The 23264-nt window shown below is 39.2% G+C and carries 20 protein-coding genes; 1 reads left to right on the plus strand and 19 read right to left on the minus strand.

Going from position 1 to position 23264, the window contains the following annotated elements:
- Nucleotides 1-315: 315 nt before the first annotated feature.
- The gene (clpB, locus tag AC4J95_RS17635) at nt 316-2919 is read right to left on the minus strand and encodes an ATP-dependent chaperone ClpB (protein ID WP_494550974.1); all 2604 of its coding nucleotides are present in this window, start codon (nt 2917-2919) and stop codon (nt 316-318) included.
- A 156-nt stretch (nt 2920-3075) separates the two neighbouring features.
- Between clpB and AC4J95_RS17640 the strand changes: the two genes are divergently transcribed.
- On the plus strand, nt 3076-4086 hold the full coding sequence (locus AC4J95_RS17640; RefSeq protein ID WP_494550975.1) for a zinc-binding alcohol dehydrogenase family protein: 1011 nt from the start codon (nt 3076-3078) through the stop codon (nt 4084-4086).
- Between the two features lie 74 nt (nt 4087-4160).
- On the opposite strand, the gene AC4J95_RS17645 is transcribed toward AC4J95_RS17640, so the two are convergent.
- The 18 genes from AC4J95_RS17645 to AC4J95_RS17730 form a co-directional block, all read right to left on the minus strand.
- The gene (locus AC4J95_RS17645; protein WP_494550976.1) at nt 4161-5195 is read right to left on the minus strand and encodes a lysylphosphatidylglycerol synthase transmembrane domain-containing protein; all 1035 of its coding nucleotides are present in this window, start codon (nt 5193-5195) and stop codon (nt 4161-4163) included.
- A 99-nt stretch (nt 5196-5294) separates the two neighbouring features.
- Nucleotides 5295-6524: a peptidase T gene (gene pepT / locus AC4J95_RS17650; RefSeq protein WP_316402923.1), complete on the minus strand. Its 1230-nt coding sequence runs from the start codon at nt 6522-6524 to the stop codon at nt 5295-5297.
- A gap of 23 nt (nt 6525-6547) precedes the next feature.
- Nucleotides 6548-7669, minus strand: a complete 1122-nt coding sequence (locus AC4J95_RS17655; RefSeq protein WP_494550977.1) for a Nif3-like dinuclear metal center hexameric protein — start codon at nt 7667-7669, stop codon at nt 6548-6550.
- Complete coding sequence (locus AC4J95_RS17660; protein WP_494550978.1) at nt 7650-8363, minus strand: tRNA (adenine(22)-N(1))-methyltransferase; 714 nt, start codon at nt 8361-8363, stop codon at nt 7650-7652. Before AC4J95_RS17660 ends, AC4J95_RS17655 begins: the two co-directional genes overlap by 20 nt.
- Before the next feature lie 116 nt (nt 8364-8479).
- Entirely contained in the window at nt 8480-9406 is a 927-nt protein-coding gene (dnaI, locus tag AC4J95_RS17665; RefSeq protein WP_316402920.1) for a primosomal protein DnaI, read from the minus strand.
- Nucleotides 9406-10719: a DnaD domain protein gene (locus tag AC4J95_RS17670; protein WP_494550979.1), complete on the minus strand. Its 1314-nt coding sequence runs from the start codon at nt 10717-10719 to the stop codon at nt 9406-9408. Before AC4J95_RS17670 ends, dnaI begins: the two co-directional genes overlap by 1 nt.
- An 11-nt stretch (nt 10720-10730) precedes the next feature.
- On the minus strand, nt 10731-11204 hold the full coding sequence (gene nrdR / locus AC4J95_RS17675; protein ID WP_316402918.1) for a transcriptional regulator NrdR: 474 nt from the start codon (nt 11202-11204) through the stop codon (nt 10731-10733).
- 189 nt (nt 11205-11393) lie between these two features.
- Nucleotides 11394-11993, minus strand: a complete 600-nt coding sequence (coaE, locus tag AC4J95_RS17680; RefSeq protein WP_494550980.1) for a dephospho-CoA kinase — start codon at nt 11991-11993, stop codon at nt 11394-11396.
- A gap of 2 nt (nt 11994-11995) precedes the next feature.
- Nucleotides 11996-12829, minus strand: a complete 834-nt coding sequence (gene mutM, locus AC4J95_RS17685; RefSeq protein ID WP_494550981.1) for a DNA-formamidopyrimidine glycosylase — start codon at nt 12827-12829, stop codon at nt 11996-11998.
- Nucleotides 12830-12878: 49 nt separating this feature from the next.
- Entirely contained in the window at nt 12879-15518 is a 2640-nt protein-coding gene (polA, locus tag AC4J95_RS17690) for a DNA polymerase I (RefSeq protein ID WP_494550982.1), read from the minus strand.
- A gap of 329 nt (nt 15519-15847) precedes the next feature.
- Nucleotides 15848-16531, minus strand: coding sequence for a Bax inhibitor-1/YccA family protein (locus AC4J95_RS17695; RefSeq protein WP_316402914.1), 684 nt, complete (start codon nt 16529-16531; stop codon nt 15848-15850).
- Complete coding sequence (locus tag AC4J95_RS17700) at nt 16524-17003, minus strand: MaoC/PaaZ C-terminal domain-containing protein (RefSeq protein WP_494550983.1); 480 nt, start codon at nt 17001-17003, stop codon at nt 16524-16526. The genes AC4J95_RS17695 and AC4J95_RS17700 overlap by 8 nt, the downstream gene beginning before the upstream one ends.
- 193 nt (nt 17004-17196) lie before the next feature.
- Complete coding sequence (murC, locus tag AC4J95_RS17705; RefSeq protein ID WP_494550984.1) at nt 17197-18531, minus strand: UDP-N-acetylmuramate--L-alanine ligase; 1335 nt, start codon at nt 18529-18531, stop codon at nt 17197-17199.
- A gap of 101 nt (nt 18532-18632) precedes the next feature.
- The gene (locus AC4J95_RS17710) at nt 18633-19082 is read right to left on the minus strand and encodes a SprT family protein (protein WP_494550985.1); all 450 of its coding nucleotides are present in this window, start codon (nt 19080-19082) and stop codon (nt 18633-18635) included.
- Nucleotides 19075-21255 (minus strand): Tex family protein, encoded by a 2181-nt coding sequence (locus AC4J95_RS17715; RefSeq protein WP_494550986.1) that lies wholly within the window; start codon nt 21253-21255, stop codon nt 19075-19077. Before AC4J95_RS17715 ends, AC4J95_RS17710 begins: the two co-directional genes overlap by 8 nt.
- 225 nt (nt 21256-21480) lie before the next feature.
- Nucleotides 21481-21912 (minus strand): DMT family transporter, encoded by a 432-nt coding sequence (locus tag AC4J95_RS17720; protein ID WP_494550987.1) that lies wholly within the window; start codon nt 21910-21912, stop codon nt 21481-21483.
- Complete coding sequence (locus tag AC4J95_RS17725; protein ID WP_494550988.1) at nt 21909-22367, minus strand: DMT family transporter; 459 nt, start codon at nt 22365-22367, stop codon at nt 21909-21911. Before AC4J95_RS17725 ends, AC4J95_RS17720 begins: the two co-directional genes overlap by 4 nt.
- A gap of 155 nt (nt 22368-22522) precedes the next feature.
- On the minus strand, nt 22523-23251 hold the full coding sequence (locus AC4J95_RS17730) for a metallophosphoesterase family protein (RefSeq protein ID WP_494550996.1): 729 nt from the start codon (nt 23249-23251) through the stop codon (nt 22523-22525).
- Between the last annotated feature and the right edge of the window lie 13 nt (nt 23252-23264).

A 23264-nucleotide genomic window follows, 5' to 3' on the forward strand; every position in this document is an offset into this window, starting at 1 on the left:
TTATATTTTTCGGTACGAGTTTTAAACTGGTTCATTATATACCTCCAAGAAACCTTTACGAGCTCTTCAATTTTAGTTACTTTAAAAGTATAATCCAAGAACAATTAACAAACAATTTAAACACCACAAATTCACTAATTTGTCATTACATCGTAACATGTGTAATGTAATAGTTGTTATGTTTCTGTTTAAAGACACTTGATTTCTGTAGTAGCGTTAATTAATTTTAAAAAGCTCACATAAAAAGCGAAACAGTTTTAAATACAATAACTGTTTCGCTCTTATCTTTTTATTATTTTCGTCTGTTAACTATTTTTATTCTTCAATTGGTTGATTTTGAAAAACTAGCTGGTCATCAAACATTTCAATGGAAACCTTTGTTTTTGGCATTACTCGACCGGCAATTATTTCTTTTGCCAACGGCGTTTCCACTTCTCGCGTAATAAAACGTTTCAGCGGACGTGCCCCATACTGCGGCTCGTAAGCCTTCTCTGCAATCCAGCTTTTAGCATCTTCCGTGATATCCAATTGAATTTCTTGTTCTTCCAATCGATGAGACAGATGTTGTACGATCTTCTCTACGATTCCCTTCACATCTTCTAAGCTTAACGGTGTAAACAGAATTGTATCATCGATTCGATTCAAGAATTCTGGTTTGAAATGTCCTCGTAACATACTTAGGACTTGTTCTTTGGTAGCTTCAGGGATTTTCCCTTCTGGAGTCACACCATCTAACAGAACTTGTGAACCAATATTACTGGTCATAATCAATACGGTATTCTTGAAATCTACGAGACGTCCCTTAGAGTCAGTTAACCGTCCATCATCTAAAACCTGCAACAATATGTTGAAAACATCAGGGTGGGCTTTTTCAATTTCATCCAACAAGATAATCGTATAAGGATTTCTCCGAACAGCCTCTGTCAGTTGTCCACCTTCTTCGTAACCGACGTAACCTGGAGGTGCTCCGACTAGCCGCGACACTGAATGCTTCTCCATGTACTCGCTCATATCGATCCTTACCATATGATCTTCTGAATCAAACAAATTTTCTGCTAAAGCTTTTGCCAGTTCAGTCTTACCAACACCGGTAGGACCTAGGAACAGGAATGAGCCAAGCGGACGATTTGGATCCTGCAGACCTGCACGTGAGCGTAATACGGCGTCACTTACGGCGTCGACCGCTTCATCTTGTCCAATCACACGTTTATGCAATGTGCTATTCAGGCTTAATAATTTTTCTCGTTCGCCCTCAACTAATTTAGTTACAGGAATTCCTGTTAATCGACCAACTACTTGGGCAATTTCATTTTCAGTCACCGATTCCTGCACCATTTTGATGTCATTCTTCTGGTTCTTTTCTTCTAGCTCGGCTAGTTCTTTTTCTAAGTCAGGTATCGTACCGTGACGAAGAACCGCAGCTCGTTCTAAATCATAATTGTTTTCTGCATCTTCTAATTCATGCTTCGCTTGATCGATTTCTGCACGCTTATTCGAAACGACATTGACTTCTTCTTTCTCCGTTTCCCATTGCAATTTCATGGCATTGGTTTCCTCACGAAGATCTGCCAATTCTTCCTGCAAGCTTTCTAAACGTTTCTTGCTGGCATCGTCACTTTCTTTTTTCAAAGCGGCTTCTTCAATCTCTAGTTGCATCAATCGACGGGTCACTTGATCCAGCTCAGTCGGCATTGAGTTCATTTCCACACGAATGCTGGCACTGGCTTCATCCACTAAGTCAATTGCTTTATCTGGTAAGAAGCGGTCGGTAATATAGCGATCAGACAATGTAGCTGCAGCAACCAAAGCATTATCATGGATATTTACTCCATGGTGAATTTCGAAGCGTTCCTTCAATCCTCGTAAAATACTGATCGTATCTTCAACGGTCGGTTCCTTTACCAAAACTTTTTGGAATCTACGTTCTAACGCCTTGTCCTTTTCCATGTATAAGCGATATTCATCTAAAGTTGTAGCACCAATCAAATGCAATTCTCCGCGAGCCAACATTGGTTTTAAAATATTCCCAGCGTCCATACTGCCTTCTGTTTTTCCAGCTCCAACAATATTGTGAATCTCATCAATAAACAGCAAGATTCTTCCATCGGATTTTTTTACTTCCTTTAAAACAGCTTTAAGTCTCTCTTCAAATTCGCCACGGAATTTCGCTCCGGCGATTAATGAGCCCATGTCCAGTGAAAACACGGTTTTATCTTTTAGGTTTTCTGGCACATCTTTCCGAACGATTCGTTGTGCCAGCCCTTCAACGATAGCGGTTTTCCCAACACCTGGCTCACCAATCAAGACTGGATTGTTTTTGGTTTTCCTTGAGAGAATCCGAATCACATCACGAATCTCTTCATCGCGGCCGATGATTGGGTCTTGTTTTCCATTTTTCACTTGCTGAACTAAATCAACACCATATTTTTCTAATGCTTTATAGGTTTCTTCTTGATTTTGTGAGGTCACTCGATCCCCTCCTCGCATTTCTTCAATATTCTTTTGGACTTCCTTTTCGTTTAACCCCTGCTTATTCAAATACTTCGTTAAAGAATAATTTTTTAACTTCATTAACGCCAAAATAATGATTTCAGTTGATAAGAAATCATCTTGAAATTTTTCACGTAGTTTGTCCGCTTCATTTAATAGATTAAAAAGATTCTGACTAATGTTCTGACCATATTGAACATTGCCGCCGCTGACGGTCGGATATTCATCTAATGCTCTATCCACTTCACGTTCAAATTGATCAACATCGATCCCAGCATCTGTATAGAAGTTGCGACCAAAATGATTAGGCTGTAAAAATATCTTCCATACATGGGCGATATCGATTTCTTGATGATGTCTCGTTACCGCGATCTGCTGTGCTTCAGCGATCGTCTCTTGTAAAGTTGTCGTCATTTTTTCGATATTCATAAACATACCTCCGACATAATAATATTTTACATAAACTAGTATATAACTTTGGTCAGTAAAGGTCAAACAATAAACTCACCAAAATCAAAGTTTATTATTATGAAGAAAAACGAAATAATGCTACAATTCTTTCATTACTAGAAAGAGAGTGATTCAATGATTTCACGCGTGATTGGCTTTGAAAAGGGTTTTAAACTTTCAAGTGGAAACCATTTTGAAACATATGAAGTTATGCTTCCTAAATTAGAAAAATTTGATCTTGTCGTAAAAAATATGGCGACTTCTATCAACCCTGTGGACACAAAATTAAGACAAACTGGTAAAGGCACCCCTCAACCCCACGTCTTAGGTTTTGACAGCGTTGGCATTGTGACCCAGTTAGGTAATGACGTTAAGGATTTTGAAATTGGAGATCGGGTTCTGTTTGCCGGTACCACTAAAAGATTCGGTAGTTATAGTGAGAATCAAGTAGTTGATTCCCGAATCGTCGCAAAATTACCGAATGAGATTTCAACCGATGAAGCGGCGGCAATGCCTTTGACCTTCATCACCGCCTATGAAATGCTATTTGAAAAAATGGGCTTAATTGCTGAAGAACAACAAAACAACGGAACGATCTTAATCATCAATGGTGCTGGCGGTGTTGGTTCTGTCGCTACTCAATTAGCGAAATGGGCTGGCTTGACTGTTATCACAACAGCTTCTCGTAAGGAAAGCAAGGAATGGTCCGAAAAAATGGGCGCTGATCATATCATCGATCACCATAAAGATTTGACCAAACAATTAAAAAAAATCGGATACCAATCACTACCCTATATTTTGATTCTTCATTCGACCGATCGCTATTTTGAAGAAATGAGCGAGCTGTTACAGCCTTTCGGTCATCTTGGTTCAATTGTTGAGTCCAGCAAAGATTTGAACTTGGCAAAACTGAAAAATAAATCAGGCAGTTTTGATTGGGAATACATGTTTGCCAAGACAGACTATGATTTTAACCTCGCTTCCCAAGGAGCAATTTTAGAACTGCTGGTCCAATTATTACAAGAGAAAAAAATCAAAAGTACATTGACTAAGATAATTCCTGGATTTACTCCAGAAGTTTTCTATCAAGCCCATCAATTTGTAGAAGAAGATAAAATGATTGGAAAACTTGTTGTACATTACTAAAAAATTTCAAAGAAAAAGATCCGAGCTCAGATTCTGAACTTGGATCTTTTGATAACAATATGAAGCTGATGATTTCACTCACTGGCTTCTTTTTTAGCTTCTTTGATCTCATGATTGATTTGACGTTGTTTATTAACCAACACATAAATCATCCCAATTAAAAATGGCAGTAAATAGGTGGCATATCGATATAGTAGTAAAGAGGACACTGCATCCACTCTGCCAACCACATTCCGGAAAAGTAGCACGTAAACAAACTCGAAGCCACCAATCCCACCAGGAGCTGGCAACACGCCCCCGATAATCACCGTGAAGCTAATCAGTGCAACAGTCAACCAAATATCGATATCAGGATGATCTTGTACTAAAATGAAAAAAGGCAAGACATACCAAACAACTAATTTTGCCATATTTGAGAAAAAGACGCGAATGACAGAATTGCGGTCACGAATAAAGGCTTGGATTGCACCTCGTAAGGAATAGACTTGATTGTTTACCTTGTCTACAATATCTCTCAATTTTTGTCGCTTAAATAGACGATTGCAGATAATTACTAACAAAACTTGTGCATTGATATTAAGACTCAACACCAGTAAGCTCGAAATAATCAGCAATGTTACCAGAATCCCTGCAAGGACCAAAAAGATCCCGTTAGCAATATGCTCTTGAATAGCGTCGCTTTTCACAACCAGAAAAACCAATGCCCAAACGATCAATGCTATTTTGTAGGTGATCATCCGTAACGCGCTAGTGCCCGTCCCCTCTGAATACTTTAGATCTTTTTTGTGATAATAAATCACTTCAGAAACAATCGATCCTGTGCCAAACGTAATCACTCGATAAAATGTCGCATATGCGGAAGCAAAAAATCCGTCACGGACGGTAAACTCCGGATTGAACTCACCTGCAATATTCTTAATTGTATATCCTTCGATTATTTGGCTGATGACCCCTAGCCCTGTTACTCCAAAAAGCACTGGTAAGGAAGTTTTACCCAGTTCAGTAAAAATATCGCTTAACGAGTCTCGAATAACAAAAATAATAACACCGATCATTACCGCGAACACAAAGATATTTAGAATCAATTTACGATTGATTGATAATTTCAATTTTTTAGCCTCATTTTTTCTTTATTGCTTTAGCCTACCACATGCTAGGGAGCAAAAAAAGAAAAAGCTTCAAGATTTCTCAAAGCTTTTTCCAAAATATTATTTTGCGTTATTTTCAATGATCTTCACAATCACGTCAACAGCTTTTTCCATTGTTTGTAATGAAACGAATTCAAAGCGTCCATGCATATTTTCTGCACCAGCAAAAATATTTGGTGTAGGAATACCCATGAATGAAATTTTAGAACCATCAGTACCGCCACGAATAGGTTCAATCACAGGTTTCACATCAACTTCCTCCATCGCACCTTTCGCAAGATCGATGACACTCATATCTTTTTCAATGATTTCACCCATATTGTAGTATTGATCATACATATTAATTTCTACACGTTCTTGATCAAATTGGCTGTTCATTTTTGCTTGAAGATCAGTGATTGTTTGTTTGCGCGCTTCAAATTTATCTCGGTCGTGGTCACGAATAATATAAGTCATCTTCGCTTCTTCGACATTTCCATCTAAAGCTAGTAAATGGAAGAACCCTTCGCGTCCATCGGTTTTTTCTGGGCGATCGCCTTCTGGCAGTTGATTATGGAAATCAATTGCCATTTGCAGCGCATTGATCATAGTATTTTTGGCAGTACCTGGGTGAACATTCTTTCCATGCATCGTGATCTCAGCTTGTGCCGCACTGAATGTTTCATATTGTAATTCGCCGATTGGACCGCCATCCATAGTATAGGCGAAATCAGTGTTGAATTGTTTTACGTCAAATTTGTCCGCGCCGATTCCGATTTCTTCATCGGGACCAAAACCAACACGCACTTCTCCGTGTTTGATTTCTGGATGATTGATCAAGTATTCCATCGCAGTCATGATTTCAGCGATCCCAGATTTATCATCAGAACCAAGCAGTGTCGAACCGTCTGTTGTGATCAGTGTTTGACCAGCATAATTTTTTAGGTTAGGAAAATCTTTTACATTTAATGTGTATTTCCCGTCGGCATCCAATTTGATAGTAGATTCACCATCATAGTTTTCAACAATTTGAGGATTTACTCCTTCGGCGTTGAAGTCTGCAGTATCCATATGAGAGATAAAACCGATAGTCCGCGCTTCTTTGTCAAGGTTGCTTGGCAAAGTGGCAATCACATAACCGTTATTTTCATTATAGGTAATATCCTTCATGCCGATTTCTTCTAGTTCTTTCATCAGCTCATGGGCAAAGGCCACCTGTGTTTGAGTCGTGGGTGTTGTGGTGCTTGTCGCATCAGAACGAGTTTCTGTCTTAACATAGTGTAAAAAACGCGGTAATAAATTTTCGTACATCTTACTCTCTCCTTTAATGCTATTTATTTAAATGAAAAGGGATTTGTGGACGTCTCAGACACAAAGAAATCAACTGTCCAGTCCTCTTCATTTTTCCATTGTTCAAATAGAGCCACCATTTTTTCTTTACATAATGACTCAATATAATGTCCCGGATCAATGACTAACATGCCGGTCTCCTGCATATCATGAGCCGTATGATAATAGACATCTCCCGTAATATAAACGTCAGCATTTGCTGCAAGCGCGTCACGATAAAATTTCTCACCGCTTCCGCCGCAAATAGCTACTCGTTTGATCATTTTCTTTGCTGTATGAGGATAAACAACCCGTAAGCCTTCCAACTGGAACGTTGCTTTCACTTTTGCGATAAACTCATCAGTCGGTATTGCTTCTTCTAGATTGCCAACGCGACCTATACCGTAGTTTTCAGCAAGGTTATCAAGCGGATAGATATCATACGCAGGTTCTTCATAAGGATGCGCAGTTAACATTGCAGCTTCGATTTCTGCCTGTTTTGTCTCAGGAAAAATCACTTCGATTTTGCTTTCCTGAACTTGTTCTGGAACATTTGCGGAGCCAATCGTTGGATTTGCTTCACTATTTGGCGTAAATCTTCCTGTACCGTTAACAGTAAACGAAGTCGCCTGATAATCGCCTTGCTCTCCAGCGCCTGCTTCAGCCAGCACCTGACGCATCTTTTTCGCATCCGTTTGTGGAACGTAGACAGCAAGCTTCTTCATTCTAACCGTATGAGTATGGATCAGATATTTTGTATCTAATACGTCCAACGCATCGCAAAACCAATCGTTCAATCCGTTTTCGATAATATCCATGTTGGTATGAGCCGCAAATACCGCAATGTCATGCTTGATCAGATCAGCATACATTTTGGTCTGAACATCATCAGTCGTTAAACGTGACACAGGACGAAAGATCGGCGGATGTTTAACAATCAGCAAATCGATTTTTTTATCAATCGCTTCTGCAACAACAGCCGGCCGGACATCTAAACTCATCATGATCCGATCGACCTCTTTATTCAAGGTGCCAATGTGCAAACCGACTGGATCACCTTCTTCAGCTAACCACTCGGGACAATACTGATTAAAACGTTGGATAAATTCACTTCCCCGCATCTGCAAGTACCTCCTTGATCCATTCGATTTCCTGTTCGACTTCTCGGATTTTTTCTGAAACATCCTGATCACTTTGACGCAAGCTGTTTAAGATATTTTCGGATTTGAATAACTTATGCTGCCATTTTTCAATAAAGACTGGATTTTTTTCTACTAATAAAGCTGGGCCAAAGAAAAGCTCTCTATCTGAGTAATCCGGCGTATCTAAACATTTCTCTGCAACAATTATTTCGTAGATTTTCTTATTTTCTTCAATGATCGTCTCATCTGTGATCGTATAACCTTCAGCAACTAACCATTGACGTAATTGCCGCTCCCCCACATTTGGTTGCAAAATTAAGCGCTCTTTGCCGGATAAACGATTATTTTCTTTACCTCGTTGTAAAATATCACGAATCAAAACACCGCCCATACCGCAAATCGTGATCGCAGAAACCTGATCACTCAAATCTACTGCTTCAAGTCCATCTGCTAGACGTACATCAATTTTACTTTCTAATCCATTTTTCGCGACTTGGCGTTTCGCTGATTCGTAAGGCCCAACAACTACTTCACCAGCGATTCCATAAGAAATTTTATCTTGCAGCATCAAAGCAACTGGTAAATATGCATGGTCAGAACCAATATCTGCAAGTCGTGCATTTTGTGGTACAAATTCTGCTGCTTTTTGTAATCGAATTGATAAATCTTTGGCGTTCATTTTTTCACATCCTAAAAATAATTATAACACTCCTTAAAAAAAGCGCCCTAAAAAAGAGCTGAATGACAGCGCTTTTTAATAGGGCGTTTGCCTTTTTCTAAGAATTTTTTCTTTTTTTACCCATTTCGGCGATTTTCTCCAATCACCCAAATCTCTTTACTTAAATAACGAACACGTTCCATGATCCGTTTGGCTTTCAACGGTTCTTCATCTCCCCGTTGGGTAACAGATAAATGTTGCTCCAACTGATCCATATTGAAATTAGAAGAGAAAAACGTCGGTAATTGCTCCTGCATTCGATGCTGTAGGATTACACCTAATACTTCATCACGAATCCATGCACTCATGGAGTCTGCCCCAATATCATCAATCATTAGAATAGGTGCTCGTTTCACCTCATCTAATTTTGGACCGACTTTATCGTTCGAGATTGCTTGTTTCATTTCGCCAGCAAAGGTAGGAAAATGCAACAGTGTGGTTTCAAAACCTTTGACAGCTAGCTCATGTGCAACTGCTCCCAGCAAATAGGTTTTACCAACACCGAAATCACCAACTAAGAACAACGCTTTATGGAACATTTTAGGCGCCGCTTCATACTGATTGATGAAATCTAAGGACGCTTCCAACGCTTCACTACGGCCAGAAGTGACTTCAAAGGTTCTAATTGACGCTTTTCGAATATCTTTCGGCATGTCCAATGAATTCACACGATTACGAATTTCTTCTTCACGTTTCAAGCGCAGCAGCTCATCTGTCGGTACATAGGTCACATCAATAAAGTGAAAATTCAAGCTTAATTGCGGCTCGTAGCCAGGCGCGATCATAGAGGAATCACCCGCCAAATATTTCTTCTTTTCTTGAACAAACTCATATAGCTTAGCAAAGGATTTTTCAATATCTTCTTGCGTCAGTTTTTCTTTGTGTTCTTCAATGAATTGACGAACATCTGGATCGGCCAAAATTTCTTCCATCATTTGGCGGTAACGGCCATCAACCCCACGGCTTTTAATGATGCGATTCAATTCTTTTCCTACATCTTCCATTAATCGTCACCTTCTTTACTTAAATATTCCGCTAATTTTCGGTTTAATTCCGCTTCTTTTTCAGGCGTTAATTTGGTTTCCTTCGGAGGTTGTTTGATATGCTCTGGCAGAGCTTCTTTACGCCCTGTTCCACGCTTTTGATAACTTGGACGACTTGTTTGTGGTTTGCGAACTAATTTTTGATTGTTTTCCCGCACATGAGTAATTGCCGCCTCTGGGGTGTTGATTTTTTTCTGCGCCCAGTCATTAGCAATAGCATTCAAATAATTGGCATTGATTACCGCTTGATTTTGGATCACCAAAATATAATTGATGATGATGTTAATGACGCTTTTCGGCAACAAGTTCCGACCAATCAGTTCCTCCAGTAAACGGACTTCAGTATTCGTCTCAAATCCGCCCTTTTCACGTTTGATTGCACGTAAAAAAGTAACTGGTGCGATTTTTTTACTTTGAGCGATAATCTCTCGTTCTTGCGGCGCAAAACTGCTCGTAGTTGTTTTATCATCTACTGGTACTTCTTTAGGCTTCGCAGTGACTTTGGGGCGTTTTTCCTTGTTAATCAACTGACGCAAATAATTAAAGTTTAAGCCGGCTTTCTCCCCAGCAGTCGCTTTAGCAACATATTCGGCTAAATCTAACTCATTTAACCCATATAATGTCTGAAACGTTTGAAGCTTCTCACGTTCTTCATAGCTCAAAATCAGGTTGAACCGCCTTAACTGTTGAGTAAACAATGACCAATCGAACTCTGTTTTTTCCGCAAACTCCTCTTGTGTCTGCTCTAAGCTCTCGCTTTGACTGGCAAAAGCTTTTTCGTCCAGGCGATAAACATCGCGAAAACGTTTCGTAATGTTTTTAAACTCATTTTTATCAAACATTTTTGGCTTGAAGCGCTCGACTAAACGTTCATAACGGTGTTTACCAACCTTATCCATCAGCAAATAGGCCATCAATGGATCTTGAAAAAACTTTTCTGGAATTAATGGAGACCGTAAATGATAGATCATGCTCATGCCAATTTCATCATCTGCTTTTTGATACGTTTCCAGTAGGCCGATACCCTCTAGCTGTTCCCGCGCTTTTACAAGACTCATCAGCCCGGTATCAACCGCTGCTAATAAGTCGGTATGCATTAAGCTAGGACTTTTACCTTCAATAGTAATATCACTCACTAAAGTCAAGTATAAACTTGCGGCAACACTTCCGATGATCGGCTGGTACAAATAAAGCAACGCATCTTGTTTACTTTGATCAAGCTGTGGCTCACCATAGACCGTATAAAAGGTACTGGGTTTTAGTTCTTCTGCCACTAAAAAGCCTCCTACTCTTCATCCGTTGACTTCGCTTTGTCAACGATCTCCTGTAATTCCTTCAAGAATACAGACATGTCTTTAAATTGTCGATAAACACTCGCAAAGCGAATATAAGCAATTTCATCAACTTCCATCAAGTCTTCCATGACAAATTCTCCGATTTGACTCGTTGGAACTTCATTTTCACCCATACTGCGGACACGATTTTCTACGTGATCCACGATTTGCTCCATCTGCTCCATCGCGACCGGACGTTTCTCTGCTGAACGAATCAACCCGCGCAAAATTTTATCGCGACTGAATTCTTCACGATCGCCATTTCGTTTAACAACTAGTAACGGTGCAGCTTCGATACGTTCAAAGGTCGTAAAACGAAATCCGCAGCTTTCGCACTCCCTACGACGACGAATCGCTCGACCGTCATCAGTTTGTCGACTATCAATTACTCGAGAATTATTATGATTACATCTTGGACAACGCATAATTTCACCCGCACTTTCATATTATTGTTCAAATTCACTAATAATGTGTGAATATCTTTTCTGTTATATAGAATAATTTTTTTAAAACAAAAAAATACTCGAAATGAACTATTTATTTGTTTATATAACATGAGTTTACCATAACCAGCCAGCTAAAAAAAGCGTCGTAAAGCTACGACGCCGATTTCTTTAAGAAACAAATTTATTTTTCTTCAGCCAATCCAAAACTTGCTGACGCGTTGTTTCTTGTGATTGGCAGTTATCAAATAGGATATCCGCTCTTTTTTTCTTCTCATCTAGAGAAAGCTGGCTGTTGATTCGTTCCAAGGCTTCGCTTTTAGGGAGTTCATTTCTTTTCATCAAGCGTTCCAGCTGGATTTTTGGTGTAACATAAACCACCGCCACTTCATCCATCATTGTTTCGTAATGACCTTCAAAAAGCAACGGAACATCAACGATCACCAAACTGCTCGTTTGTTTCGCAACTTTAGCTTGTCTTTCGATCTCACTTCGAATAAACGGATTAAGCGTTTCATTTAACAACTCTCTTTTTGTTTCATCATGGAAAATCAAGGTTCCTAATTTTTTGCGGTCTAAACTGCCATTATTTTGCAAGATGTCAGAACCGAAAGCTTTTTCTAAAGCTCTTAATCCCTCAGTCTCGGGCTCCACTACTTGTCGAGCCACGATATCTCCATCAACAACTGGAAAGCCTTCTTCTTTGAAAAAATCTACCACCGTCGATTTCCCACTGGCGATCCCGCCAGTGACACCTAGTACGAAGCTCATCTCTACACCTTCTTTATTTTTTGACAGTGAGGACAAAGATGCGTTCCTCTTTGTGCAACTTTTATTTTGACGATCGGTGTACCACATCGAGAACAAGGCTTCCCTGTCTGACCATAGACATGGAGCTCTTGTTGGAATTTCCCTGCCTCTCCTAAAGCATTCAAATAAGTCCGAATCGTCGTTCCTCCAGCTTCTTTCGCCTTCGTAATAACTTCAATAATCGCAGCACGTAAACGACGTACTGCTTGTGAACTCAATGTATTCGCTGGCTGCTCTGGATGAATCTTCGCAAGCCACAACACTTCATCCACATAAATGTTTCCTAATCCTGCAACGATTTTTTGATTTAACAATAACGGTTTGATCATCGTAGAAGACTTTTTCAATTGTTTTCTGAAATCAGCTAAATCAAAATCTGTCTCGGTTGGCTCTGGTCCTAATTGCAGCAGACCTTTATAATACTTTGCTGTTCCTCTTTTCAATAAGGTCATCCGCCCGAACTTCCGGACATCATGATAAACCAGCTCACTTCCATCAGTAAAAATAAAGCGTACATGACTATGTTTATCTAATGGCGTCGGCTGTTTAAAATATTCGTATTTTCCTTCCATCCGTAAATGTGAGACCATTTCGTAATGAGTAAATTCAAAAATCAAATACTTTCCACGGCGTTCGACTGTTTCGATCGTTTCACCGACTAACTGCTGCTGAAAGATTTCCACTTCCGGCAACTCAATGATTCGCGGCCAATAAACATCTACCTTTGCGATCGTTTTATCCTTAACTAAAGAAACTAGCCCTTTTCTGACTGTCTCGACTTCTGGCAATTCTGGCATGTTGCTCTCACTCCTAAACCAAAAAGCTGGAATTTCTCCCAGCTTTCTATTATTTTGCTTCGTACCAAGTTTTCCCCCAATTGCTATCAGTCAACAATGGAACATCTAGCTGGACGGTGTTTTCCATAACCTCTTTAACTAATTTATCTAATTGATCTAGTTCGCTTTTTGGCACTTCGAAAACTAGTTCATCGTGTACCTGCAATAACATAGTCGCTTGTAATTTTTCTTCTTTCAAACGTTTCGCCATTTCGATCATCGCAAGTTTCAAAATATCTGCGGCACTACCTTGAATTGGTGTATTAATAGCAGTCCGTTCGGCAAATGAACGGAGATTGAAGTTGCGTGCGTTAATATCCGGCAAATAGCGGCGACGATTATACAGCGTTGCTGCATAGCCTTTGTCTTTTGCCTCTCGTACGCTTTCCTCCATATACCGTTTCACATCAGGATAGTTCTCAAAATAGGTATCAATGTATTCTTGTGCTGCTTTACGCGTGATTCCCAAGTTCTGTGACAATCCATAATCAGAAATTCCATAAACAATTCCAAAGTTCACTGCTTTGGCATTTCGACGCATATTCGGTGTCACTTCATCTTCAGAAACATTGAAGACACGCATAGCGGTACTGGTGTGGATATCCATTCCATCGCGGAAAGCCTGTTTCAAGTGCTCATCACCCGAAATGTGTGCTAGGACGCGTAACTCAATCTGAGAATAGTCAGAAGAATAGATTACCCAATCTTCATCGCGAGGAACAAAAGCTTGCCGAATTTTTCGACCTTCCTCCAAACGAATCGGAATATTTTGCAGGTTCGGATCAACTGAACTCAAGCGTCCAGTTTGTGTCAGTGTTTGAATATAACGTGTATGAATTTTATTATCACTTTGAATTACTTTTAATAATCCTTCAACGTAAGTCGATTGAATTTTAGCGATCTGACGGTAATTCAAGATATGCTCCACGATTGGCGCTTGCTCGCGCAACTGCTCTAAAACATCTACAGCAGTTGAATAACCGGTCTTTGTTTTTTTGATGACAGGTAAGTTCATCTTTTCAAAAAGAATTACACCCAGCTGTTTTGGTGAATTGATGTTGAACTCTTCACCAGCTTCTTGATAGATTTTTTCTTCGATTTCTTGCAGACGTTTTGAGAATTCACCGCGCATTGACTGTAATGTTTGGGCATTGACCGTAATTCCGGCGATCTCCATTTCAGCTAAGATGCGAGAAAGCGGTAATTCCATTTGATAGAACAGATCATCCTGTTTCTTTTCTTCAAGCTCTTTTTCAAGCTTGTCATTTAAGAAATGAATGGCCTTGATTTTACGAGCTAAATGCCCGAAGAAAACTTCGTCATCCTCTGGCAGACCTTTCTTAACACCTTTTCCGTAGATTTGTTCGTCCGTTTGAATCTCAGTGTAGCCATAATACTGTGCTACACCAGCGATATCATTGCTATTATCATTAGTATCCAATAAATAAGCTGCCAATAAAACATCAAAGTTGATGCCTTCTGTTTTTGTAATATAGCGATTCAATGCAACGTATGTCCGTTTTGCGTCATAGACTTTTTTGCCATTTGCAGTTTCTAACCACTTTTTGAATGCGTCATTTTCAAATAGAGCCAATTCATTTGTTACATAGATTTTCTCTTTTGTGCCCCAAGCGACACCTACGACATCAGAAATATGATAATTGTCTTCCAGCATCTCAACATATAAGGCGGAATCCGCATCAAACATGTCTTGGGTGAACTCTGTGACAACTTCAAACTTGATATCTTCCAGCTCGACTTCCTCTTCTTCAACATTCAATTTACTTAAAAAGCCTTTGAAATCCATTTCTTTGAAAAATGGAATCAACTTATCCAAGTCTTTGCCCTTATAAGCCAGCTCATCTATGGAAATATCGACTGGTGTATCTAGTTTGATCGTTGCTAACTCTTTTGAAAGAAAGGCTTGTTCCTTATCATTGATCAGATTCTCTTTCATTTTACTTTTCTTCAACTCGTCGATATTTTCGTAAACACCTTCGACGCTGCCGAATTGTTTTAACAACTTGATGGCAGTTTTTTCACCGATTTTTGTAACGCCTGGGTAATTATCCGAAGTATCTCCAGCTAGCCCCTTCATATCGATGATCTGATTTGGAGTCAATCCGTCGTATTTCTCAGCTACGTGTTCGGGTGTGTAAGATTCAATTTCGCTAACACCCTTAACCGTAATATCAACTTTAATCTTATCGGTAGCTAATTGCGTCAAATCACGATCGCCGGATAAAACAACTACTTCAAAGCCTTCATCAGCTGCTTGATGAGCCAATGTTCCGATAATATCATCCGCTTCGTAATTATCTAGTTCATAATGCTTTACACCTAAACCGACTAACAATTCTCGTAAGTAAGGCATTTGCTCACGAAATTCACCTGGAGTCTTTGATCGACCACCCTTATAATCAGAATACATTGCTGTTCTAAATGTTGTATTTCCAGCATCAAAGGCAACCAGAACATGGGTAGGTTTTTCCCGATCCATCACATTTTCAAACATGTTGTTAAAAGCATAGATTGCATTGGTGTGTAAGCCGTTTTTATTCTTGAAACGCTCCAACGAATTATGCAGGGCAAAAAAAGCACGGAAAGCTACACTATTCCCGTCAACTAATAATAATTTCTTTTCACTCATAACGTCGACTCCTAATTCTATTAAGTTAATTTTTCATTGCATAAAAAGGTTGATATTCACTACTTATACTATTTTGCTAGACCTTTTTAGATCAAGATAGACATGTACTTACTTCCCTGTCTCTAAAATACTATAAAAAAGCCAGACTGGCATCCTACTTCACACTAATGATTTTTTTTGATTATTAATTTTAATTCTCAATACACATACACTAAGACATGTTACCCTCCACGCTCCATTTTAACAAAGTATTCATCGAAAAGAAAAGAATGAAGCTACATTGTCTGGACAACTAAAAAATATCAAAAAAAAGAGACGATCACTCGCCTCTATTTGCTATTTCCAAAAATACGTAAAAATGAAATGAACAGATTAATGAAATCTAAGTACAACTGCAATGCCATGAATACAGCGACACCATTTCCTACTTCACCATTTGTTCCAAGATAGATTTTACGGATCATTTGATTATCATACGCTGTAATACCCGACATGATTACTACCATCAAGATAGAAATGAAGAAATCAACTGCACCGCTGTGCAATACAAAAACATTTAGCAACATCGCAATAATAATCCCTAATAGACAGCTTAATGCAGCTCTACCAATTCCTGATAAATCACGCTTCGTAAAGGAACCGACTAACGACATAACAAGGAAAGTTGCCGATGCTGTAACAAATGCTTGAGTAACTGTACCTAGATCATACATCTGTAAAGTGACAGCCAAGGTTAGTCCATTCAAAGCGGAGTATACGACGAAACCGCCGATCGCCAAACTTGGATTTTTTTGTGCCTTCACTCCTAGAAAAACAACTAACGCGATCTCAGCGATCCAGATCCCCCAGAAGCCTAATGGAAAATTATTAATGAAGTTTGCCACTTGATAGCTAAAAGTATTTAAGGATAGGTAGGAAATTACCGCGCTAATTCCGATCCCTAAAGCTAAAAATGCATAAATTTTTCCGTAAAAACGATTCAAACCATACACGCGTGCTTCTTGATTATTCATTTTGTTCATCTCCTATTTGTGCTTGTGGCGGTTTCACCATTACCACAGCATCCAAGATGCGCTTCTCTTCATTGTCAGTGGCTTCCACTGCTTCAACAGAGATGGTCACAACATCTTTCATTTTATCTACTTTGATTACTTCAAACTCAAAAGTCAGTGTTTCATAGTGAAAAACTGGATCAATAAAATTAATTGAGAAATTCACCACGTGAGAACCCGGTCCTGGTAAATGCTTTGAAATCGCACTTGTGATAATTCCCATCAACATAATCGATGGTACAAGCGGTTGTTCATATTCAGTTTCTTTTGCATAATCATGTTGAATGTACAAAGGGTTAGCATCATTCGTCAAACCTAAATACAAAAGAATCTGATTATCTTCGATCGATTCCGTTAACGATAACGAGTCACCTTCCTCAATTTCGTCAATCGTTTTGCCTATTTTCCGAGCCTTCATATTATACAAATTCATTCCCTCCGTCATTTGTTCTACCCATTATTTTATCAGAAAGCATACAAAACACAAGTTTGTACATTTCTAATCTAAAGATTTTTAAAGGAATGATTTTTAGACCTTCCTGTTTATTGTTCTGATTTTGAACTAACAGATTGCTAAAAAGAAGGGAACTGACAAAGAATGCCTGAACCCTTCTTTTTACTTTAGATTATAAAACGTTACGTGTGGTATTGCTTAATAGATTTTCGTACGCGCGTTCAAATTTTTGAACGTCACCGGCACCCATGAAGATGACCACAGCATTTTCGTGATCCAATAACGGCGACATGTTCTCTTCTTTAATCACTTGTCCGCCTTTTTGGATTTTAGCACCAAGATCTTCGATTTTTACATTCCCTGCGGTTTCGCGAGCAGAAGAGAAAATATCACATAAATAAACCTTATCCGCACGGTCTAATGCTTCCGCAAACTCATCCATCAGAGCGATCGTCCGCGTGAATGTATGTGGTTGAAAAACTGCGACTAATTCTTTTTCAGGATACTTTTGACGAGCTGCATCAATCGTTGCTTTAATCTCAGCAGGGTGATGAGCATAGTCATCAACAATAATCATGTCAGCAACTTTTTTCTCAGTAAAGCGGCGTTTTACACCAGAGAAAGTCAGCATTTCTTCCTTGACCTTTTCCATATCTAATTCCTCGAAGTAAGCAACAGCGATTACTGATAAAGCATTCAAGATATTGTGTTTGCCAAATGAAGGGACTGAGAACCGTCCGATGAATTTTTCTTTGTGATACACATCAAATGCAGAGCCATTCGTCGTACGAACAATATTGCGTGCTTGAATGTCATCATTTTCGGATAAACCGTAGTAATAGATTGGTACATCTGCCTTCAATTTACGTAAGTACTCATCATCTCCATACGCGAAGATACCTTTCTTCACTTGCGAAGTCAATGTTTGGAATGCCTCGAAAACATCCTCGATACTCTTGAAGTAATCAGGATGATCAAAGTCGATGTTCGTCATGATTGAATAATCTGGGGCATAGGCCAAGAAATGACGTTGATATTCGCAAGCTTCAAAAGCAAAGAATGTTGCATCTGGAACACCGTGCCCAGTTCCGTCGCCAATCAAATAACTTGTTGGAGCTAAACCATTCAACACATGTGCTAATAGACCCGTTGTACTTGTTTTACCATGTGAACCAGTAACGGCAATGCTTGTGTATGGTTGAATAAATTCTCCGATAAAATCGTGATAACGAACAATCTCTAAGCCTAATTCTTTCGCCCGAGCAATCTCTTCATGGGTATCAGGAAAAGCATTCCCTTGAATGATCTTCATACCCTCTTTAATATTGTCTTTGCTGAATGGCAAAATAGTAATGCCGGCTTTTTCTAAATCACGTTGTGTGAAAAAATATTTTTCAACGTCAGAGCCCTGTACATGGTAGCCCTTTTCATGCAAGACCAAAGCCAATGAACTCATGCCTGATCCCTTGATTCCAACAAAATGATAAAGTGTGTCTTTATTATTCATTTAATCCTCTTCCTTATATGTACAAAATTGTTTGCGGTTCACATTATCATATAAATCCGTAAAAATAGCAATCTTTTATTCTCTGTCCTACTTTAGCCGATTTATGCTTCAATCATCTTCAAAAATTTTAGTTTCCCGTGGCAATTTCCACATACGTATTTTGTTGTATTAATTTTTCGACGTCGTTTGACTTTTTGAGAACACTTTTCACACTGATAGACATGAAATGTAGCAGTGGCAAGCTGCGGAGTAAACCGAGAACCACCTGTTTTTTTTAGCAACTGTTTGAATTCTAGATCTTTGTGCTGATAGCCACGGCCAGCCAGGTGTAAATGATAATGACAAAGCTCGTGTTTGATGACTTTGATCAGTTCTTCTTGACCATATTTTTCGACAAGCATTTCATTAAAGTCTAAATTATGACTTTGTAGGTGATAACGACCACCCGTTGTTTTCAATCGTCGGTTGAAAGTGGCTTTATGGCAGAATGGTTGTCGAAAAGATTCCTGAGAAATCTTTTCGACAAGCGCCTGTAATTCCTGATTAGTCATTTTTATCACTTTGGACCATGGTCAAACTAATGCGGCCTTTTTTTACATCAACCGCTTCAACCCAAACAGTCACTACATCACCAACAGATACAACATCAGTCGGATGCTTAACATATTTTTTGCTTAGCTTAGAAATATGGACCAAACCGTCTTGTTTTACACCGATATCAACGAAAGCACCGAAATCAATCACATTTCGGACTGTTCCTTGTAATTCCATTCCAGCTTGTAAATCTTCCATCGTCAGTACATCTTGCCGTAACAATGGTGCAGGCATTTCATCGCGCATATCTCGCCCTGGCTGAAGCAGCGCCTGTACGATATCTTTGATTGTTTCTTTACCAATTTCAAGCTGTTTTTGTAAATCATTCACTTGAAGACTCTTAATTTTTTCTGTCGCTTCAGAAGAACCTAGTGTTTTTAAATCAACATCGACTAACGCTAAGATTTCCTTGGCGCTAGTATAGCTCTCCGGATGGATTGCAGTCGTATCCAAAATGTTTTTTGCATCAGGAATCCGTAAGAAACCAATCGCTTGTTCATAAGCCTTTGGTCCTAATCGTGGAACTTTTTTCAGTTGCGGACGTGAAGTAAAAGCTCCATTTTCTTCTCGGTAGTTCACAATATTTTGTGCAGTTGTCTTGTTCAATCCAGACGCATATTGTAATAACTGTGGACTAGCTGTATTAACGTTCACACCAACTTGGTTGACAGCCGTTTCTACTACGAAGTCCAAACGTTCAGATAAACGTTTTTGCGAGACATCGTGCTGATATTGGCCGACACCGACTGCTTTTGGATCAATTTTTACTAGCTCCGATAACGGGTCTTGCAAACGTCTAGCGATGCTTACAGCGCTACGTTCTTCTACCTGTAAATCAGGGAATTCTCCACGAGCGATATCACTAGCTGAATAAACGGAAGCCCCCGCTTCGTTGACAATTACATAAAAAACTTCCTGCTGAATCTGCTTCAATTGTTCAGCAACAAATAATTCTGACTCACGGCTGGCCGTTCCATTTCCAATTGCGACCATCTCTACGCCATACTTTTTGATCAACGCTTGGAAAGCTGGACCGGCAGCTTGCCGTTTGGCTTGTGGTGCTGGCTTATGAGGATAAATGACTTCGATGGCTAATACTTTTCCTGTTTCATCAACTACAGCTAACTTACAACCCGTCCGATACGCCGGGTCGAAGCCTAAAACAACTTTTCCTTTCAAAGGAGGCTGTAACAATAAATTTCGCAAGTTTTCACCAAAAATATTGATTGCTTGTTCATCTGCTTCTTCGGTTAATTCATTGCGAATTTCACGTTCGATCGCTGGTCCGATAAAGCGTTTATAGCTGTCTTTATAAGCTTCACGAACAAACTCCGCAGTAATTGCACGATTATTCTGAACTAATTGACGCTCTAAGTAGTCAAAGATCTTATCCTCTTCCACCACAATCGCAACTTTCAAGATGTCCTCTTTTTCACCACGATTAGAAGCCAATACGCGATGAGAAACCATCTTATTGATTGGTTCGGCAAAATCGTAGTACATTTCATAGACGCCTTTTTCATCTTTATCCGCGTCTTTAACTTTGCTTTGATAGACACCTTTATTTTTGGTAAAGGTACGAATCCAAGTCCGATAATCAGGATTATCACTGATTTGTTCAGCTACAATCTCATGTGCTCCCTGCAAAGCTTCTTCGGCAGTTCCTACATTTTCGTTGATAAATTCTTCCGCCTTGGCATAAACATCGCCAGATTGCGGAAAGCTCATTAGATATTCGGCTAACGGTTCCAATCCGTTTTCTTTAGCGATCGTTGCTTTCGTTCGGCGCTTTTGTTTATAAGGACGATACAAATCCTCGACCTTTTGAACTTTGACCGCTTGTTGGATTTTTTGTGCCAACTCTTCAGTCAATTTTCCTTGTTCATCAATTAAACGCAACACTTCTTGCTTGCGTTTTTCTAAGTTTTCTAAATAATTGTAACGTTCTTCGATCTCACGAATCTGTACTTCATCCAAACTGCCAGTCATTTCTTTCCGGTAGCGAGCAATGAAAGGTACTGTATTTCCGTCAGTCAACAATGTTAAGACAACATTGATCTGTTGCGGACGATAACCTGTCAATTCTTTATTCAGTAGTTGAATGATTTCTTGGTTTAAACTTTCTGCCATTTCAATTCCTCATTTCATCCAAAATCTTATCTATTTTATCACACTTTCGGCAAGTTTGCTTCCTCCATTAAAACAGATGTCTCGCAATAGGGGAACCATTTTTTATAAACTTGGAAATGGTTCAATTCTAGCTACATATACGACCCAATGTTGTTTTAAAGTATTAAATGGACACCTGCCTTAACAAAAACCAGTAGGCCCATTGAGAGTAGAAAAAATATTAGTTTACTTTTTTCTTTGATGCAAAAAGTTCGGCAGTTCCGACAAAACCAAACCAGTCAATGTCAATAAAATCCCGAGAAATGTTTTGACAGTCCACGTTTCACCCAAAATCAAGACTGAGACAATTGTTGTCAGCATCGGGATCGTATAAATATACACAGCCGCGCGAACAGCACCCAGATTTTTAACTGAGAAATTCCATGTAACGAAGCACAGAGCCGATGCTCCGATTCCTAGAAACAATAGATTTCCTACATTTATAATCTGTGTAAAGCGAGACATATCAAAAGAATCTAAGGTTAAGAATAGAACTGGCAGCATAAATAACAACCCGTAGAAAAAGATTCGTTGTGTCGTGGCGATCGTACCATTGCCAAATTCGCTGATCTTTTTGACGAGCAAGGAATAAGAAGCCCAACAAACTGTCGCAATCAAAAGCCATCACCGATTGGATTAACGTTTAGCGTACCTGAAAGACTGATCAATGATATCCCGATCATCGAACAAATAAACCCTAAAACAAACACGCGTGGAATTTTTCTTTGCTTCAAAATAAACCGGCTGATCAGTGCCGTCATAAAAGGGCTGACGGAGCCGATGATCCCAACATTCATCGCCAAAGTATAGGTCAATGCAACGTTTTCTAAATAATAGTATAAAAAGACACCGGATAAACCGGCAATGATATAATAGCTCTCCTCACGCCAACCCTTGAAAGGCAAAATTTTCTGCGAAGCGATCGTTAACACAAAAAAGCCAATCAAAAAACGAATAAATAAAATTTCAATCGGTAAAAAGCTCTTAAGTAGAACTTTCGTAGATATAGAAGTCATCGCCCATATAACGACGGTTAAACTAGCGGATAAATGGCCTTTCACTGTTTCTGACATAACGTCTCCTTACTCAACTAAAAAAGTCGATTATTGATAGTTGTAAAGCATATTCGATAAATTGAAAACCTATTAGAATACTATGTCATTTTGTAGATTGTTGTGCAAGTGATGGCAGAAAAAAAGCGAGATTCATTTAGAATCTCACTCAATAGTTAGAAATCAGGCTCCCATGGTCCGTTCACATTGGGTATTTCATAATCATGTACGATACCCGCTTGATCAAAGACGACCCCATGCAAAGTTCCTCCAAAGACGGCCCCGCCATCAATACCAATCTTTCCATCGGACTGCCATAGCGAAGTCGTTTGCATATCCCCATAGAGCATCGGTGTAATAGTATGTCCAAATACGATCGTTTTTCCGGTATTATTTTTACCTTCATGAAAAGGTTCGCGTATCCATAAAATATCTTGCGCAGAAGTCTCATGCCAGTCTTTTGATAAATCGACACCCGCATGCACAAAGAGATATTCTCCCCACTCACAGTAAAGCGGTCGTTCTGCAATGAAAGCTAAAAGTTCTTTATAACGACTCCTAATCATCATTGCGATTTCCGTTGCCGAATACTCATCAGTTGCACCTTTATGTAGTAAACTCTCGATCGTTTCTTTCCCACCATTGTATAGATAACTGGGAAACCAATCTTCTGGACTGTTCATAAATTCAAGGAAGTTTTGTTCATGATTGCCTTTCAGGTAAACTGCCTGATATTTCTCAACAAGTTCCATTCCTAATAACCAGCAGTCTTTGCTCTTAGGTCCTCGATCATTCAGATCACCAATTAAGATCAATTGTTGCTTATCAGGTTGAAATTTTTTTAGAATTTCAAGAAACATCTCATATTCACCATGAACATCGCCGATAACAAAAACTTGCTCCATATCCATTCCGCCC

It is taken from the genome of Enterococcus sp. GPZ-007 (assembly GCF_059374735.1).

Coding starts and splice junctions, on each gene's coding strand:
- nrdR (WP_316402918.1), bottom strand. CDS start 11,204: ATGCGTTGTCCAAGATGTAATCATAATAATTCTCGAGTAATTGATAGT.
- mutM (WP_494550981.1), bottom strand. CDS start 12,829: ATGCCAGAATTGCCAGAAGTCGAGACAGTCAGAAAAGGGCTAGTTTCT.
- coaE (WP_494550980.1), bottom strand. CDS start 11,993: ATGAGCTTCGTACTAGGTGTCACTGGCGGGATCGCCAGTGGGAAATCG.
- AC4J95_RS17695 (WP_316402914.1), bottom strand. CDS start 16,531: ATGAATAATCAAGAAGCACGCGTGTATGGTTTGAATCGTTTTTACGGA.
- polA (WP_494550982.1), bottom strand. CDS start 15,518: ATGAGTGAAAAGAAATTATTATTAGTTGACGGGAATAGTGTAGCTTTC.
- AC4J95_RS17700 (WP_494550983.1), bottom strand. CDS start 17,003: ATGAATTTGTATAATATGAAGGCTCGGAAAATAGGCAAAACGATTGAC.
- AC4J95_RS17660 (WP_494550978.1), bottom strand. CDS start 8,363: ATGAACGCCAAAGATTTATCAATTCGATTACAAAAAGCAGCAGAATTT.
- clpB (WP_494550974.1), bottom strand. CDS start 2,919: ATGAATATCGAAAAAATGACGACAACTTTACAAGAGACGATCGCTGAA.
- AC4J95_RS17640 (WP_494550975.1), top strand. CDS start 3,076: ATGATTTCACGCGTGATTGGCTTTGAAAAGGGTTTTAAACTTTCAAGT.
- dnaI (WP_316402920.1), bottom strand. CDS start 9,406: ATGGAAGATGTAGGAAAAGAATTGAATCGCATCATTAAAAGCCGTGGG.
- AC4J95_RS17710 (WP_494550985.1), bottom strand. CDS start 19,082: ATGACTAATCAGGAATTACAGGCGCTTGTCGAAAAGATTTCTCAGGAA.
- AC4J95_RS17730 (WP_494550996.1), bottom strand. CDS start 23,251: ATGGAGCAAGTTTTTGTTATCGGCGATGTTCATGGTGAATATGAGATG.
- AC4J95_RS17725 (WP_494550988.1), bottom strand. CDS start 22,367: ATGTCAGAAACAGTGAAAGGCCATTTATCCGCTAGTTTAACCGTCGTT.
- murC (WP_494550984.1), bottom strand. CDS start 18,531: ATGAATAATAAAGACACACTTTATCATTTTGTTGGAATCAAGGGATCA.
- AC4J95_RS17715 (WP_494550986.1), bottom strand. CDS start 21,255: ATGGCAGAAAGTTTAAACCAAGAAATCATTCAACTACTGAATAAAGAA.
- pepT (WP_316402923.1), bottom strand. CDS start 6,524: ATGTACGAAAATTTATTACCGCGTTTTTTACACTATGTTAAGACAGAA.